This is a genomic window from Streptococcus oralis subsp. dentisani (genome assembly GCF_003944205.1).
GTDB classification, from domain to species: Bacteria; Bacillota; Bacilli; order Lactobacillales; family Streptococcaceae; genus Streptococcus; species Streptococcus oralis_BH.
The window spans coordinates 36,262-51,931 of the sequence record NZ_RJPH01000004.1 but is presented as its reverse complement, the minus strand read 5'-3'; the positions used below and the strand labels follow the sequence as shown (position 1 = coordinate 51,931).

The following is a 15,670-nucleotide window of genomic DNA, read 5'->3' as shown; positions in this document are numbered from 1 at the left end:
AACAAGCGAAAAAAGGCTTCTTTGTCACTTTCTTTTCTAATACAGTCTGTTTTCCGGCGCAATCTGTATTATATATTTGAAAGAATGAGTACTCTTTTCCATTTTTTCAGAAAAAAAGGTATAATGAATAAAAAAATGACATTAGAAAGGAAGCAAAATGCTCATATTTCCATTGATTAATGATTTGTCCAGAAAAATCATCCATATCGACATGGATGCCTTTTTTGCTGCGGTGGAAATAAGAGACAATCCTAAGTTAAAAGGAAAACCTGTCATCATTGGGAGCGACCCCAGACAAACAGGTGGGCGTGGTGTCGTTTCTACCTGTAGCTACGAGGCGCGAGCCTTTGGCATTCACTCTGCCATGAGTTCTAAAGAAGCTTATGAGCGTTGTCCCCAAGCTGTTTTCATCTCAGGAAACTATGAAAAATACAAGACTGTGGGACTTCAGATTCGAGCTATTTTTAAACGCTATACTGATTTGATTGAACCTATGAGTATTGACGAAGCCTACTTGGATGTGACGGAAAATAAACTTGGTATCAAGTCGGCAGTCAAAATAGCTCGTCTCATCCAACAGGATATCTGGCAGGAACTACACTTGACTGCTTCTGCTGGCGTTTCTTACAATAAATTTTTAGCTAAAATGGCCAGCGATTACCAAAAACCACATGGTTTGACAGTCATCCTCCCTGACCAAGCCCAAGAATTTCTCAAACAAATGGACATTGCTAAATTCCATGGCGTGGGTAAAAAAACAGTTGAACGCCTTCATGAAATGGGCATTTATACTGGTGCAGACTTATTAGACGTTTCTGAAGTCACTTTAATCGATCGGTTTGGCAGACTCGGTTTTGACCTTTATCGGAAAGCTAGAGGCATTCATAACTCACCAGTCAAGGCCAATCGCATTCGTAAGTCCATTGGCAAGGAGAAAACCTATGGAAAGATTCTCCAAGCTGAAGAAGATATCAAAAAAGAGCTGACTCTTCTCTCCGAAAAGATAGCCCTCAATCTCAGCAAGCAGGACAAAGCTGGAAAAATCATTATCCTAAAAATACGATATGCTGACTTCTCCACTCTAACTAGACGAAAAAGCCTCCCACAAGCTACACAGGACGCTAGCCAGATTTCTCAAACTGCCCTTCAACTCTACGAAGAACTAGCTGAAAAAGAAAAAGGCGTTCGTCTACTAGGAATCACAGTGACAGGATTTTAAAAAGCTTGAAGGGAGATTCCTTCAAGCTTTTTCTTATACAAATAAACGCACAAAACTATAGAGCAACAAGACACTACCAAGTACGATACGGTATTTACCAAAGAGTGTAAAGTCGTGTTTCTTCACATAGCTGGTCAAGAAACGAATGGCAAGCATGCTGACTGCAAAGGCAACACCCATAGCAACCAAGAGCAAGAACAGTTGGCCAAAACTCAAGAGTTGACCTGCTTTAATAAATTTGAAAATCTTTAAAGCACTGGCTCCGAACATAACAGGAATTCCGAGATAGAAGGTAAACTCTGTTACGACAGAGCGACTTGTTCCATTCAACAAACCACCGACGATAGTGGCACCTGAACGACTTGTTCCTGGGAAAAGGGCAAGAACTTGGAAGAGTCCGATGTAAAGGGCTGTTTTATAAGGCAACTTGTCTAACTCAGTTACTGTTGGTTCGATAGCCTGGGCCTTATTTCTTTTTTCAAGATAGATAAAGGCAACCCCATAGATAATCAACATAATAGCAACCGAAACCATGTTATGGAAGTTGGCATCAAACCAATCATCCAATTTAAAGACCAATAGCAAAGGCAGGGTCGCAACGAAAACTTTCGACCACAACTGCCAAGTTCGACGAACTTCGACCTTGTTTTTACCAGGTTTGAAGGGATTGAGCTTGTTAAAGTAAATTACCATAACTGCTAAAATGGCACCGAGCTGAATGACAACATTAAACATGGACATGAAGGCTTCATTTTGATCCTTGTATTGTACAAATTCCTCAACCAAAATCAAGTGACCTGTACTGGAAATCGGCAGCCATTCCGTAATTCCTTCAACAATCCCAAAAAAGATTGACTTCAAAATTTCAATAAAATACATACATTACTCCTTTTTCTGTCCTCTATTATAGCATAATTTCGGATATTGCGATAGATTTTTTAGAAGGCACCGATGCTACCACCGCCTCCGCCTCCTGAGAATCCGCCACCAGACGAACCACTTCCAGAAGATACAGAGTAGCTACTTGCTGTGTTTGCAATACTAGCATAGTGACTCATTTGAGCAGTTGAATGATAAAACAAACTGTGCCAGCCATAAGCTACGTAAAGATTGATATCTGGGTTCTCAACTTGAATCTGATAAGATTTCATCAAATGACTCACCTTGTCCGCATAACCAAATAAAGTAGCATAGACAAGGAGGCGATTCCAAAGAACAATGCTCTCTAATTCTGCCTTGTCTAGATGAGCAATATCACGAAGCATATTTTCAAAACTAGTCCAGAGATAGTATGCTTCTAGTCCTTCCTCGTTTAAAACACCATCACGAGTATCAAATCGGGTCGTCCAATAATAGACGGCAGCTAGCATCAAGCTCACAAACCCAAGGATAGGAAGTGGCAGAAAAAGGTACCCGTGAGCATCCAAACTATACAGGAACCAGCCAAAACCAACGAAAGCAGGTAGAAGCGTAGAGACGCCTATCATCAATCGCAAGACTTTTTCTCCATTACTCAGTGGACGATAATAATCTGGAAGGTGCAAAGAGGAAACTTGCTTTCTCACCCCATCCTGCATCTGCTTCAGAGCTTGCTCGAAAGACGACTTAAGCTTACGTCCCGTTTCCTGAATCCATTTTTCATCAGCTGCTTTTGCACCTTGGTAAAGACTAGTTGACACTTGGTAATCTGCAAACAAATCTGAAACAAGCACCTCTTCTCTTCCTGAAAAGGCCAAATTAAGGCAATCTTTTTCAAAACTTGCCAATCCTTTTTCTTTTACGACTTTTAAACGGACCTCATCTCCATTTGAGATGATTGAAACATTTCCACGGTCAATCACATCAAATAAAGTTGCCTGAACGAGTTGGTCAAAGGTGAACTTCCCTCCTCCCTTGGTTAAGGGGCTGACTTCCTCTAAAGAAGTGGAGTAAACAGCTTCCGATAAAACCATCGGTTCTAAATCCATTGGCGGTTCATAGAGACGGTGATTTTTAGCATATTTCTTCGATGGGGCGGTTTTTCTTCTGTAAATGCAGTATAAAATAACACTGAAGACTAAAGAAAGCGAGAGTAGCAAAGGGATAATCCACGTAACCAGAGCTTTGCTTTGAGCTTTTTCAGCAGTAATGGATTCCTCTATTTTTTCAAATTCTGCTAAACGATTGCCCTTCAATCCCTGATTCAAAGCTGTTCCAAAATCTTTTCTAGGCCAATAGGCATGCAATTCAACCCCACGCTGACGAGGTAGGTTCTGCAAATAAACACGATAATCACCATCTATCTTCTCTATCTTGCCCTCTGTAAAGAGTTTCCCTGTATGAAAGAAAAGTTTTTCAGCTCCATTAAAGCCCATTACCCGAAACTCAAAGTTTTCGATAGATTCTGAACTATCCGTCAGAGGTTGCCAATTAAGTTCCGCGATATCATCATATAGAAATAGGAGATTTTTTAATTGCCATGTGATTACCACTTCAACGGTATCCCCCTCTTGGCCCGGATTATACACTTTTACAGTATAACCTTCCGAGTCTTCTATCACTTCACTATTGACATTCTCAATGGCACTAGCATTTTTCCATACCTGAACCTTTGGACTGGAATCTATTTCAAAGCCCTTTGGCATCTTACCAGAACGGCCAAGTCCTACTAGTTGTCCATTAAAATCCTCATCAAAATGATAGACTACTTTCTCCCTAAATTCTGCCGTATTATCTGCATGAATATACAAATCACCTTGATAAGAGCGAATCTTGAAATCAACCGCAAAAACAGAGAGTGGTAAAATACAAAACAAGCTAAATAAAAGCAAGAAAAAAGTCTTTTTCACAACACAATCCCCCTTTTTATCTTTGCTATCATTATATCATTTTTTATAAGTAAAGGCTTACTTGTATTGAAAATCTCACTATTTTTCGATACAATAGAGAGAAGTCATTTTTAGACTAGGAATAGGAGAAAACATGAAAAAATTATGCTTATCTATCCTTGCTAGCCTAGCCCTTACACTGGGACTAGTTAGCCAGGTCCAAGCTGACGAATATTTACGCATCGGGATGGAGGCAGCTTACGCCCCCTTCAACTGGACCCAAGACGATGATAGTAACGGCGCCGTTAAAATTGACGGTACCAACCAATATGCCAACGGCTACGATGTCCAAATCGCCAAAAAGATTGCCAAAGACTTAGGCAAGGAACCTTTGGTTGTGAAAACCAAATGGGAAGGACTTGTCCCAGCCCTTACTTCTGGCAAAATCGATATGATCATTGCAGGTATGAGCCCAACGGCTGAACGTAAACAAGAAATTGCCTTTTCAAGCAGTTACTATACTAGTGAACCTGTTCTATTGGTCAAAAAGGACTCCGCCTATGCCAACGCCAAATCTTTAAACGACTTTAGCGGAGCAAAAATCACATCTCAACAAGGCGTTTACCTTTATGACCTGATTCCTCAAATTCCAGGTGCCAAAAAAGAAACAGCCATGGGGGATTTTGCTCAGATGCGTCAAGCACTTGAAGCAGGTGTCATCGATGCCTATGTTTCAGAACGCCCTGAAGCCCTGACCGCTGAATCTGCCAACGCTAAGTTCAAAATGATTCAACCTCAACCAGGTTTCAAAACTGGCGAAGAAGACACCGCTATTGCCATTGGTCTTCGTAAAGATGACAGCCGTATCAGCCAAATCAATGCCAGCATCGAAACCATTTCCAAGGACGAACAAGTAGCTCTCATGGATCGGATGATTAAAGAGCAGCCAGTGGAGGCGACAACAACTGAGGAAGAAAGTAGCTTCTTTAGTCAAGTCGCTAAGATCCTTTCTGAAAACTGGCAACAACTCCTGCGTGGTGCTGGCATCACACTCTTGATCTCCATTATCGGAACCATCGCAGGGCTTATTATCGGGCTTGCAATCGGAGTCTTCCGTACGGCCCCTCTATCTGAAAACAAGGCCATCTATGGCTTGCAAAAACTACTTGGCTGGATCCTTAATGTCTATATTGAAATTTTCCGTGGTACGCCTATGATCGTTCAATCTATGGTTATCTACTACGGTACAGCACAAGCCTTCGGTATTAACCTTGACCGTACACTGGCTGCCATCTTTATCGTTTCAATCAATACTGGTGCCTACATGACAGAAATCGTTCGTGGTGGTATTCTAGCAGTTGACAAGGGACAGTTTGAAGCCGCAACGGCTCTTGGTATGACCCACAATCAAACCATGCGTAAGATTGTCCTACCTCAGGTTGTCCGTAATATTCTACCTGCTACTGGTAATGAGTTTGTCATCAATATCAAAGATACCTCTGTACTGAATGTTATCTCTGTGGTGGAACTCTACTTCTCTGGTAATACTGTCGCAACTCAAACCTATCAATACTTCCAGACCTTTACAATCATTGCCGTGATTTACTTTGTCCTCACCTTTACCGTGACCCGTATCCTACGCTTCATCGAGCGTCGTATGGACATGGATACTTACACTACAGGTGCTAACCAAATGCAAACGGAGAATTTGAAAAAATGACACAACCAATCCTTGAAATTAAACACCTCAAAAAATCCTATGGACAAAATGAAGTCTTAAAAGATATTTCTCTGTCAGTTCACAAAGGAGAGGTTATCTCCATCATCGGGAGCTCAGGAAGCGGAAAATCAACCTTCCTACGTTCTATCAACCTACTTGAAACACCTACTGAGGGGGAAATTCTCTACCGAGGAGAAAACGTCCTTGCAAAAGGCTATGACCTTACTCACTATCGGGAAAAACTCGGAATGGTTTTTCAATCCTTCAATCTCTTTGAAAACCTCGATGTTCTCGAAAATACGATCGTTGCCCAAACGACTGTACTCAAACGCGACCACTCTGAAGCTGAAAAAATTGCTAAAGAGAATCTGGAAAAAGTTGGCATGGGAGAACGCTACTGGCAGGCCAAGCCTAAACAACTTTCAGGTGGACAAAAGCAACGTGTAGCTATCGCTCGCGCACTCTCCATGAATCCTGACGCCATTCTCTTCGACGAACCAACATCTGCTCTGGACCCAGAAATGGTCGGAGAAGTCCTCAAAATTATGCAGGATCTGGCTCAAGAAGGCTTGACCATGATCGTCGTAACCCACGAAATGGAGTTTGCTCGCGATGTCTCCCACCGTGTCATCTTCATGGACAAAGGCGTCATTGCAGAAGAAGGCAAACCAGAAGACCTCTTTACGAACCCTAAAGAGGAACGGACACGAGAATTTCTTCAACGCTATCTCAACTAACAAACAAAGGCTGCATATTTTATGCAGTCTTTTTGCTAACTGTTTGAAAAACAAAAGGCAGACCCATTTTAAGAATCTGCCTGTAAGCCTAGTTTAATCTTCAAATTTTTCATGATTCTTATCATAAAAATCAATCAAGCCTAGGGCTGTTTCAAATGAAATATTTTTTACCTTTGCACGACCCTGCGCTAGAGCGATGATTGACATTTCACGCGCATTTGTTTCCTTAGAGATACGGTAACCTGTGATTTTCTTATCACGAACCCAGCCAACAACTGATTCTACTTTTTCAAAGTTTGATTTAGCCATGTTCTTCTCCTATTTTGTTCTTTACGATACTGAAATATATCCATTCTTTTAGGATTATCCAAAAAACATCTACTTATTGAAAACAAATAATGAATTATTATTACTTAGCTTTTAAAGCTGATAATATGCTTGTTCGTATATCTTCAACTCCATCAGGATTTGCTGGTAGGAAGATGGTGTTATTGCCCTTATTGTCTGCGAAATTATTCAAAGTATCCAAATACTGATTTGTTAATAGAATGGACATAATCTGGGCTTCCGTGAGTTCAACATTGGCTCCTTTTAATTCTTGAATAGAATCAGCAAGTCCGTCAACAATAGCCTTACGCTGTTCTGCAATCCCTACCCCGTGTAGGCGATCTTTTTCTGCCTCTGCTTCCGCCGCAGTCACGATTTTAATCTTATCTGCTTCTGCAAGTTCTTGCGCAGCGACTCTCTTACGTTGGGCAGCATTGATTTCATTCATTGATTGTTTAACTTCAGCGTCAGGCTCAACCTTCGTAATCAGTGTTTTTACAATGATGTAACCATATGTAGACATTTCTTCTGCTACTTGTTTTTGAACTTCTAATGCGATTTCGTCTTTTTTCTCAAATAGTTCATCCAAGGTCAATTTCGGCACGGACGAACGCAAGGCATCCTCAATATAGGATTTGATTTGAGCTTCTGGTCTCATTAGTTTATAGTAAGCATCTGTGACATTGTTCTCATTCACTCGATACTGAGTTGCCACATTCATGGTCACAAAGACGTTATCCTGCGTTTTTGTTTCCACGACAATCTCACTTTGCAATAGGCGCAACTGCACTCTGGCTGCAATTCTATCAATCCCAAAAGGCGCTCGCATATGAATCCCACTGTTACTCAACTTTTGGTATTTACCAAAGCGCTCAATAATGGCGACAGACTGCTGCCTTACAACATACACAGAGCTGATAATAATCGCTGATGCAATCAGCACTAGAATAAAGAGAACAAGTAAAACATGTAAAACCATGGGAATCTCCCCCTTTCGTCACCCTCATTATAGCACCATCATATTTATTATGCAAATAATATGATAGCAAATTTATTTTAGACTAGCATATTATATAAAGTCTCATTCCCATTCAAATTAATATATGATGGGTCAAACTTCTCCATTCGATGAATCAAACCAGCATAATCATGTTTATCTGCAAGAGCAATCCCAATCAATACTGGACCTGTCCCCTTGCTTGCTCGTTTGATATATTCAAAACGAGTGATGTCATCATTGGGTCCCAAAATGTCATTTACAAACTCTCGTAGAGCTCCTGGACGCTGTGGGAAGTTCACAACAAAGTAATGCTTGATGCCATCATAAATCAAGGCGCGTTCTTCCATCTCCGGCATGCGGTTGATATCGTTGTTCCCTCCAGAAATGATACAACAAATCGTCTTACCTTTGATATAGTCTGATAAAACTTCCAAGGCTGCAACGCTAGCAGCTCCTGCTGGTTCTGCTACAATTCCTTGCTTGGAATAAAGATCAATCAAAGTCTCCGAAATTAAGCCCTCATCCACTCCGATAAGCGTTTCAACATTCTTACGTGTCGCTTCATAAGTTAATTGTCCAACTTTCTGTACAGCTATCCCATCAGCAAACTTATCAATTTCTTTGAGTTTAACTGGTCCTCCAGCTTCAAAGGCTGCCTTCATCGAACGGGCACCATTGGCTTCTACACCAATTACTTCGATAGCGGGATTGGTTTCTTTGATATAGGTCGAAACCCCTGCAATCAGTCCACCACCACCTACTGGCACTAGTACTGTATCAAAATCAATAGACTCTTTACGGGCTTCTTCAAGAATTTCATAGGCCACAGTCCCTTGACCAGCTTGAACATGGATATCATCAAAAGGATCAATGAAGGTACGGTTTTCTGACAACGTAAACTCTTGCGCTGCCTTAGCAGAAGCATCAAATGTATCCCCAACCAACTTGATTGTCACAAACTCTCCACCGAAAAAGCGAACCTGGCCAATCTTTTGTTGCGGTGTTGTGATGGGCATAAAGATTGTTGCAGGAATCTTCATCTCATTACAAGTATAGGCGACACCTTGGGCGTGATTTCCCGCAGAGGCACAGACTACACCACGCTCACGTTCTTCTTTTGTTAGTTGAGAAATGGCATAATAGGCTCCACGAATTTTAAAAGAGCGAACTCGTTGCGCATTCTCCTTTTTGAGATAAATCTTTGCTTGGTATTTTTCTGATAAATAATGATCATATTCTAGTGGTGTATCAACTACTACACCACTCAAAACTTTGTGGGCTTTCACCACATCTTTTGCACTTAGCATTGTCTCCTCCTCAAATACTGTTTAAGATAAAAAGCGAGTTAGGTACCCCCAACTCGCCTTCTGTTTTTCTTCACAAGAATTAGTTGTAGATTTTGAATGCGTCGTCGTCGTTTTTACCAACGAAAGGCATTGCTTTACGCAATTCTGCACCGACTTTTTCGATTTCAAGGTTAGCTGCTTGTTCACGGTAAGCAGTGAGTTTTGGACGACCAGCCTTGTAGTCATTCACAAAGTCATTTGCAAATTTACCATTTTGGATATCTGCCAAAACAGCTTTCATGTTTTCTTTCACTTGCTCAGTAATCACACGTGGACCTGATACATAGTCACCGTATTCAGCAGTGTTTGAGATAGATTGACGCATTTTCTTGAATCCACCTTCATAGATCAAGTCAACGATCAATTTCATTTCATGAAGAACTTCAAAGTAAGCCAATTCTGGGGCATAGCCTGCTTCTGTCAAGACTTCAAAACCTGCTTCGATAAGGGCAGTCAAACCACCACAAAGTACAGCTTGTTCACCAAACAAATCTTCTTCAGTTTCTTCTTTGTAAGTTGTTTCAAGCAAACCTACACGAGCTGCTCCAACACCTTTACACCAGTCCATAGCAATGTTTTTCGCATTTCCTGTAGCGTCTTGGTAGACTGCATAAAGAGCCGGAACACCAAATCCTTCTTCATAAGTACGACGTACCAAGTGTCCTGGCCCTTTAGGAGCACACATGAAGACATCGACATCTGCAGGAACTTTGATAAATTCAAAGTGAATGTTGAAACCATGAGCAAATCCAACTGCATTTCCAGCTTCCAAGTTTGGAGCGATTTCTGCTTCGTACAATTCTTGTTGAATTTCGTCTGGTGCCAAGATCATGATAACGTCAGCCAACTTAGTTGCTTCTGCTACTGTATAAGTGTCAAAACCATCTTCTTTTGCTTTGTCAAAAGATTTACCTGGACGTACACCGATAATGACATCACGACCTGAGTCACGCAAGTTTTGCGCATGCGCATGTCCTTGTGAACCATAACCGATTACGGCGATTTTTTTACCGTCAAGCGCTGCTACTTTAACATCTTTTTCGTATTCCATTTGAACTGCCATAGTTTTTCTCTCTTTTCTATTATTTATTGCCTCTTAGGCGGTTTTACCAAATTTTAGTTGGATTTTTAGTCGCGGGTAAATCCAGTTGCACCCGTACGAGCGATATTTTTAATACCGTATGGTCGAATCACTCGCAATAAAGCTTCACTCTTTTCAGCATTTCCAGTCATCTGAATAGTGATGGAGCTTGGCGCCACATCAACTACCGTTGCACGGAAGGGTTGAATAATAGCCAAGATTTCTGCACGTTTTTCAGCAGGAGCAGATACCTTCACCAATATAACTTCTCTTTCCAAGTGTGGCTTATCCGTGATATCTCGAATGCGAATCACATCAATCTGACGGTTGAGCTGCTTGATGATTTGCTCGACCTCATCATGAGAAGCTACATCAATAATGATGGTAATCCGTGAAACGTTTGGATCCTCTGTCGCACCAACTGAGATACTCTCAATGTTGACCTGACGACGAGAAAGGACACCTGTAAAGCGATTGAGGACTCCTGAACGATTTTGTAGTTTTGCCGTTAACATTCTACGCATGGAACTTCACCCCCAACATCTCATGATTGCTCTTACCAGCTGGTACCATCGGTAAGACCTGTTCCTTACGAGAAATATCCACCTCGATAAACATCGGCACAGCCTCCAGAATAGCCTCTAGATCTTTTTCTATCGTTTCTGGATTGTCAAATTTATAATTTTTAATGCCGTAAGCCTGTGCCATCAGCTGGAAGTCAGGAAGAGCGTCAAAGACCGACTCTGAAGTTCTACCCTCATAGAAGGATTCTTGCCACTGACGGACCATTCCTAGGGAGTGGTTATTCAACATGACAACCTTAATTGGCACCTTGTAGATGTTTAGGATAGCTAGTTCTTGGTTGGTCATTTGGAAGCCACCGTCACCGACAAAAAGGATAACTTCTTTTTCTGGATTGGCAATCTTGGCTCCGATAGCTGCAGGAACCCCGAATCCCATGGTACCCAAACCACCTGAAGTGACTAACTGACGCTCATTTTGGTAAGGATAATACTGAGCTGTCCACATTTGGTGTTGCCCGACGTCTGTGACAACAATAGCATCTCCATTCGTCAATTCACCAATTCGTTCAATGACTGCCTGCGGTTGAACCACACGTTCTTTCTTATCATAAGAACGAACACGATTCTTGTCCTTGGTGACTTTTTCAATCCACTTTTCAGTATTGTTATGAACAGTTGGTTCTGCTAAAAGCATCTGCAAAGCTTTCTTAGCGTCCCCGACCACTGGAATATCTGCACTGATAATCTTACCAATCTCAGCTGGGTCAATGTCGATATGAGCAACCTTGGCATTTTTAGCAAAGGTCTTAGGATTTCCAGTTAAGCGGTCATCGAAACGGCAACCAATACTAATCATAAAGTCCGCTTCGGTCATGGCAATGTTAGCTGCGAAAGAACCGTGCATACCTCCCATTCCTAGGAAGAGCGGATGGCTAGTCGCAATCGTACCTTGCCCCAAAAGACTGGTCACGACTGGAATTTGGTAACGTTCAGCAAACTCATTGAGCTCAGCAGCCGCTTCTGCGTAACTAACCCCACCACCAGCTAGCAATACGGGTTTCTTAGCCTTAGACAATTGCTTCAAGATTTTCTTGATTTGCATGTCGTTTGGTTCTATCGTCGGTTGATAACTCGGTAAATGTACTTCTGGTGAATAGATGAAGTCTGTTTCGAGGGCAGATACATCTTTTGGCAGGTCAATCACGACAGGCCCTGGGCGACCTGTGGTCGCGATATGCACAGCTTCCGTAATGATACGAGGAATGTCAGCCGTTTCACGGACTTGGTAATTGTACTTGGTAATGGGCATGGTAATACCGACAATATCCGCCTCCTGAAAGGCATCCTTCCCAATGCCTGCTCGAGCGACTTGTCCCGTAAAGACCAAGAGGGGAACGCTATCGCTCATGGCATCCGCGATTCCTGTAATGGCATTTGTTGCTCCCGGTCCACTCGTGACGACGGCAACGCCCAACTTTCCAGTTGATTTGGCATAACCTTCAGCTTCATGCAAACAGCCTTGTTCATGGCGACCCAAGATGTGGCGAATGCCTTTGAAATTATAAATCGCATCATATAAAGGCAAGACAGCCCCACCAGGATAACCAAATATGGTATCAATTCCTAAATCACGGAGGGTTTCCAAAACTAGATCCGATCCCGTCTTAGGAGCGTCTAAACTGATTTTCTCCATTGTTCCCCTTTCTCTTCTCTTAAAAATAGCTTGTTACTATCATACCATTTTTTCAAAAATTTTCAAGACAAAAGAAGCAATTTTCTGAATTTTCTATCTAAACGTGTTTTTATGAATGTTTTTCCTATTTTTATAAATATGAATAGGGAATTGAACGATTTTATTACTACCAAATTTAGTTTAGGGTATATTTTTCTAACCTTCCTTGATATAGAACATAAAAAGGAAGCCACTAAGTGACTTCCTTCTAGAGTGAGGACTGATTAGTCTTCACCTTTGTTTTTCTTAATGATTTCTTCTTGTACTGATTTAGGTACATCTTCGTAGTGGTCAAATACCATCATGAAGGTACCACGTCCTTGAGATGCAGAACGAAGAACTGTTGCGTAACCGAACATTTCAGCAAGTGGAACGTAAGCACGTACGATTTGACTGTTACCGTGTGCTTCCATACCATCAACACGTCCACGACGAGCAGTTACGTGACCCATAACATCACCAAGGTTTTCTTCAGGAACAGTGATGGTTACAAGCATCATTGGCTCAAGGATAGCTGGTTGTGCAGTCTTAGCAGCTTCTTTAAGAGCAAGTGAAGCCGCGATCTTGAAGGCAGTTTCAGATGAGTCGACATCGTGGTATGAACCATCGTAAAGCTTAGCTTTAACGTCAACCATTGGGTAGCCTGCAAGAACACCGTTAGCCATAGATTCTACCAAACCTTTTTCAACCGCTGGGATAAATTCACGAGGAACCACACCACCGACGATTGCGTTTTCGAATTCGAATCCTTTACCTTCTTCGTTTGGAGTAAATTCAATCCATACATCACCGAATTGACCTTTACCACCAGACTGACGTTTGAAGAATCCACGTGCTTGAGTAGAAGCGCGGAATGTTTCACGGTAAGATACTTGAGGAGCACCTACGTTCGCTTCAACTTTGAACTCACGACGCATACGGTCAACAAGGACATCAAGGTGAAGCTCACCCATACCAGAGATAACTGTTTCACCAGTTTCAACGTTTGTTTCAACGCGGAATGTTGGATCTTCTTCAGCCAATTTTTGAAGGGCGATACCCATCTTGTCTTGGTCTGCTTTAGATTTTGGCTCAACCATCAATTGGATAACTGGTTCTGGAACGTTGATTGACTCAAGGATGATTTTAGCTTTTTCATCAGTCAAAGAGTCACCAGTTGTAGTATCTTTCAAACCAACGGCAGCAGCGATATCACCTGAGTAAACAGTGTCGATTTCTTGACGGCTGTTAGCGTGCATTTGAAGGATACGTCCGATACGTTCACGTTTACCTTTAGAAGTGTTCAATACGTAAGAACCTGATTGAAGAACACCTGAGTAAACACGGAAGAATGTCAAACGACCTACGAATGGGTCAGTCATAATCTTGAAGGCAAGAGCTGCAAATGGCTCTTCATCAGATGCTGGACGAGTTTCTTCTTCATCAGTATCTGGGTTAATACCTTTGATCGCTGGGATGTCAAGTGGACTTGGAAGGTAGTCGATAACTGCATCAAGCATCAATTGAACACCTTTATTCTTGAAGGCAGAACCACACAATACTGGGAAGAATTCAACGTTGATAGTCGCTTTACGGATACCAGCTTTCAATTCTTCGTTAGTGATTTCTTCACCTTCAAGGTATTTCATCATCAATTCTTCGTCAGTTTCAGCAACTGCTTCGATCAATTTTTCACGGTATTCTTGAGCTTGGTCAAGGTATTCAGCTGGAATATCTTCTTCAAGGATATCTGTACCAAGGTCGTTAGTATAGATTTCAGCTTTCATTTTGATCAAGTCGATGATACCACGGAAGTCATCTTCAGAACCGATTGGCAATTGGATTGGGTGTGCATTTGCTTGAAGACGATCGTGAAGTGTGCTTACAGAGTAAAGGAAGTCAGCACCGATTTTGTCCATTTTGTTGGCAAATACGATACGTGGAACTCCGTATTCAGTTGCTTGACGCCAAACTGTTTCAGTTTGAGGCTCAACACCTGATTGTGAGTCAAGAACGGTAACCGCACCATCCAATACACGAAGAGAACGTTGTACTTCGATTGTGAAGTCCACGTGTCCTGGTGTGTCGATGATGTTTACGCGGTGGTTGTTCCATTGAGCTGTTGTCGCAGCAGATGTGATAGTGATACCACGTTCTTGCTCTTGCTCCATCCAGTCCATTTGTGACGCACCTTCGTGTGTTTCACCGATTTTGTGGATTTTACCAGTGTAGTAAAGAATACGCTCAGTAGTTGTTGTTTTACCGGCATCGACGTGAGCCATGATACCGATATTACGAGTTTTTTCAAGTGAAAATTCGCGTGCCATGAGGTTAGTTTCTCCTATTTTTTATTTTACAATCTATTATAACATTATTTAGAAAAAACGGATAGGCAGGACCTACCCGTTCTCAATGATTATCTTGTTTTTGTTGGTTTCAACTTGTGTGAAAAGTTGAATTGAACTCGGGCTAAAGTTAGTTAGCCGATTTGAGCCGGAACGGGATGCTGTGTGAAAAAGATAAACTTCCTTGTATTCGTCGAATACTGCGTCAGTTTCCTATTTTCACTTTGCATCCTTACCGTTCCTAGCATCATAATTGAACTCGGGCTAAAAGCTCGGAAAATAGATAAGCTTTCCTAGAATCTTTGATTCTACGTCAAGCTTCCTAATTTTCAGTCGCTTTTTTAACGCCCTTAGTATCTTATTCTTACCAACGGAAGTGTGCGAAGGCACGGTTAGCTTCAGCCATACGGTGAGTGTCTTCACGTTTCTTAACAGCTGCACCAGTGTTGTTCGCAGCGTCCAAGATTTCTTTTGCAAGACGGTCTTGCATTGTGTGTTCACCACGAAGGCGAGCGATTGTTACCAACCAACGAAGTCCAAGTGTTGTACGACGTTCTGGACGAACTTCAACTGGGACTTGGTAGTTAGATCCACCAACACGACGTGCACGTACTTCAAGTACAGGCATGATGTTTTCCATAGCTGTTTCAAATACTTCAAGTGCATCGTTACCAGTAGCTTCTTTGATTTGCTCAAAAGCACCGTAAACGATTGAAGCAGCTGTACCACGTTTACCATCAAGCATAACGCGGTTGATAAGACGAGTAACTAGTTGTGAATTGTAAAGCGGATCTGGCAATACGTCACGTTTTGGAGCTCTATTTTTACGACTCATTTCTCTTTATCCCCTTTC

The 15,670-nt window shown here is 41.8% G+C and carries 13 protein-coding genes; 3 read left to right on the top strand and 10 right to left on the bottom strand.

The features are described from left to right. Window positions 1–157 precede the first annotated feature (157 nt). Complete coding sequence (gene dinB / locus D8805_RS04340; RefSeq protein ID WP_125415616.1) at window positions 158–1,219, top strand: DNA polymerase IV; 1,062 nt, start codon at window positions 158–160, stop codon at window positions 1,217–1,219. Between the two features lie 33 nt (window positions 1,220–1,252). Here the strand turns inward: dinB and D8805_RS04335 are convergent, their stop codons facing one another. Both D8805_RS04335 and D8805_RS04330 read right to left on the bottom strand, forming a co-directional pair. Beyond that, the gene (locus D8805_RS04335) at window positions 1,253–2,098 is read right to left on the bottom strand and encodes an undecaprenyl-diphosphate phosphatase (RefSeq protein ID WP_125415614.1); all 846 of its coding nucleotides are present in this window, start codon (window positions 2,096–2,098) and stop codon (window positions 1,253–1,255) included. Between the two features lie 59 nt (window positions 2,099–2,157). Then, window positions 2,158–4,047 carry a DUF2207 domain-containing protein gene (locus tag D8805_RS04330; protein ID WP_125415612.1) on the bottom strand — a complete coding sequence of 630 codons (1,890 nt, stop codon included), beginning with the start codon at window positions 4,045–4,047 and terminating at the stop codon, window positions 2,158–2,160. Window positions 4,048–4,180: 133 nt separating this feature from the next. On the opposite strand from D8805_RS04330, the gene D8805_RS04325 reads away from it, so the two are divergent. Continuing rightward, a complete protein-coding gene (locus D8805_RS04325; protein ID WP_125415610.1) occupies window positions 4,181–5,746 on the top strand; it encodes an ABC transporter substrate-binding protein/permease in 1,566 nt (521 codons plus the stop codon). Next, window positions 5,743–6,483 carry an amino acid ABC transporter ATP-binding protein gene (locus D8805_RS04320; RefSeq protein ID WP_125415608.1) on the top strand — a complete coding sequence of 247 codons (741 nt, stop codon included), beginning with the start codon at window positions 5,743–5,745 and terminating at the stop codon, window positions 6,481–6,483. The genes D8805_RS04325 and D8805_RS04320 overlap by 4 nt, the downstream gene beginning before the upstream one ends. A gap of 93 nt (window positions 6,484–6,576) precedes the next feature. Here the strand turns inward: D8805_RS04320 and D8805_RS04315 are convergent, their stop codons facing one another. From D8805_RS04315 to rpsG, 8 genes are all read right to left on the bottom strand, one after another. Continuing rightward, window positions 6,577–6,792: a capsule biosynthesis transcriptional regulator gene (locus D8805_RS04315; RefSeq protein ID WP_001130035.1), complete on the bottom strand. Its 216-nt coding sequence runs from the start codon at window positions 6,790–6,792 to the stop codon at window positions 6,577–6,579. Window positions 6,793–6,892: 100 nt separating this feature from the next. Further along, complete coding sequence (locus tag D8805_RS04310; RefSeq protein WP_125415606.1) at window positions 6,893–7,789, bottom strand: SPFH domain-containing protein; 897 nt, start codon at window positions 7,787–7,789, stop codon at window positions 6,893–6,895. A 77-nt stretch (window positions 7,790–7,866) separates the two neighbouring features. Beyond that, on the bottom strand, window positions 7,867–9,117 hold the full coding sequence (gene ilvA, locus D8805_RS04305) for a threonine ammonia-lyase IlvA (protein ID WP_125415604.1): 1,251 nt from the start codon (window positions 9,115–9,117) through the stop codon (window positions 7,867–7,869). Between the two features lie 79 nt (window positions 9,118–9,196). Then, complete coding sequence (gene ilvC, locus D8805_RS04300; protein WP_000290683.1) at window positions 9,197–10,219, bottom strand: ketol-acid reductoisomerase; 1,023 nt, start codon at window positions 10,217–10,219, stop codon at window positions 9,197–9,199. A 65-nt stretch (window positions 10,220–10,284) separates the two neighbouring features. After that, entirely contained in the window at window positions 10,285–10,761 is a 477-nt protein-coding gene (gene ilvN, locus D8805_RS04295; protein WP_084945606.1) for an acetolactate synthase small subunit, read from the bottom strand. Then, on the bottom strand, window positions 10,754–12,454 hold the full coding sequence (locus D8805_RS04290) for an acetolactate synthase large subunit (RefSeq protein WP_125415602.1): 1,701 nt from the start codon (window positions 12,452–12,454) through the stop codon (window positions 10,754–10,756). The genes ilvN and D8805_RS04290 overlap by 8 nt, the downstream gene beginning before the upstream one ends. Window positions 12,455–12,717: 263 nt before the next feature. After that, on the bottom strand, window positions 12,718–14,799 hold the full coding sequence (fusA, locus tag D8805_RS04285; protein WP_000090349.1) for an elongation factor G: 2,082 nt from the start codon (window positions 14,797–14,799) through the stop codon (window positions 12,718–12,720). Window positions 14,800–15,181: 382 nt separating this feature from the next. Next, window positions 15,182–15,652, bottom strand: coding sequence for a 30S ribosomal protein S7 (gene rpsG, locus D8805_RS04280; RefSeq protein WP_000087873.1), 471 nt, complete (start codon window positions 15,650–15,652; stop codon window positions 15,182–15,184). Window positions 15,653–15,670: the final 18 nt, after the last annotated feature.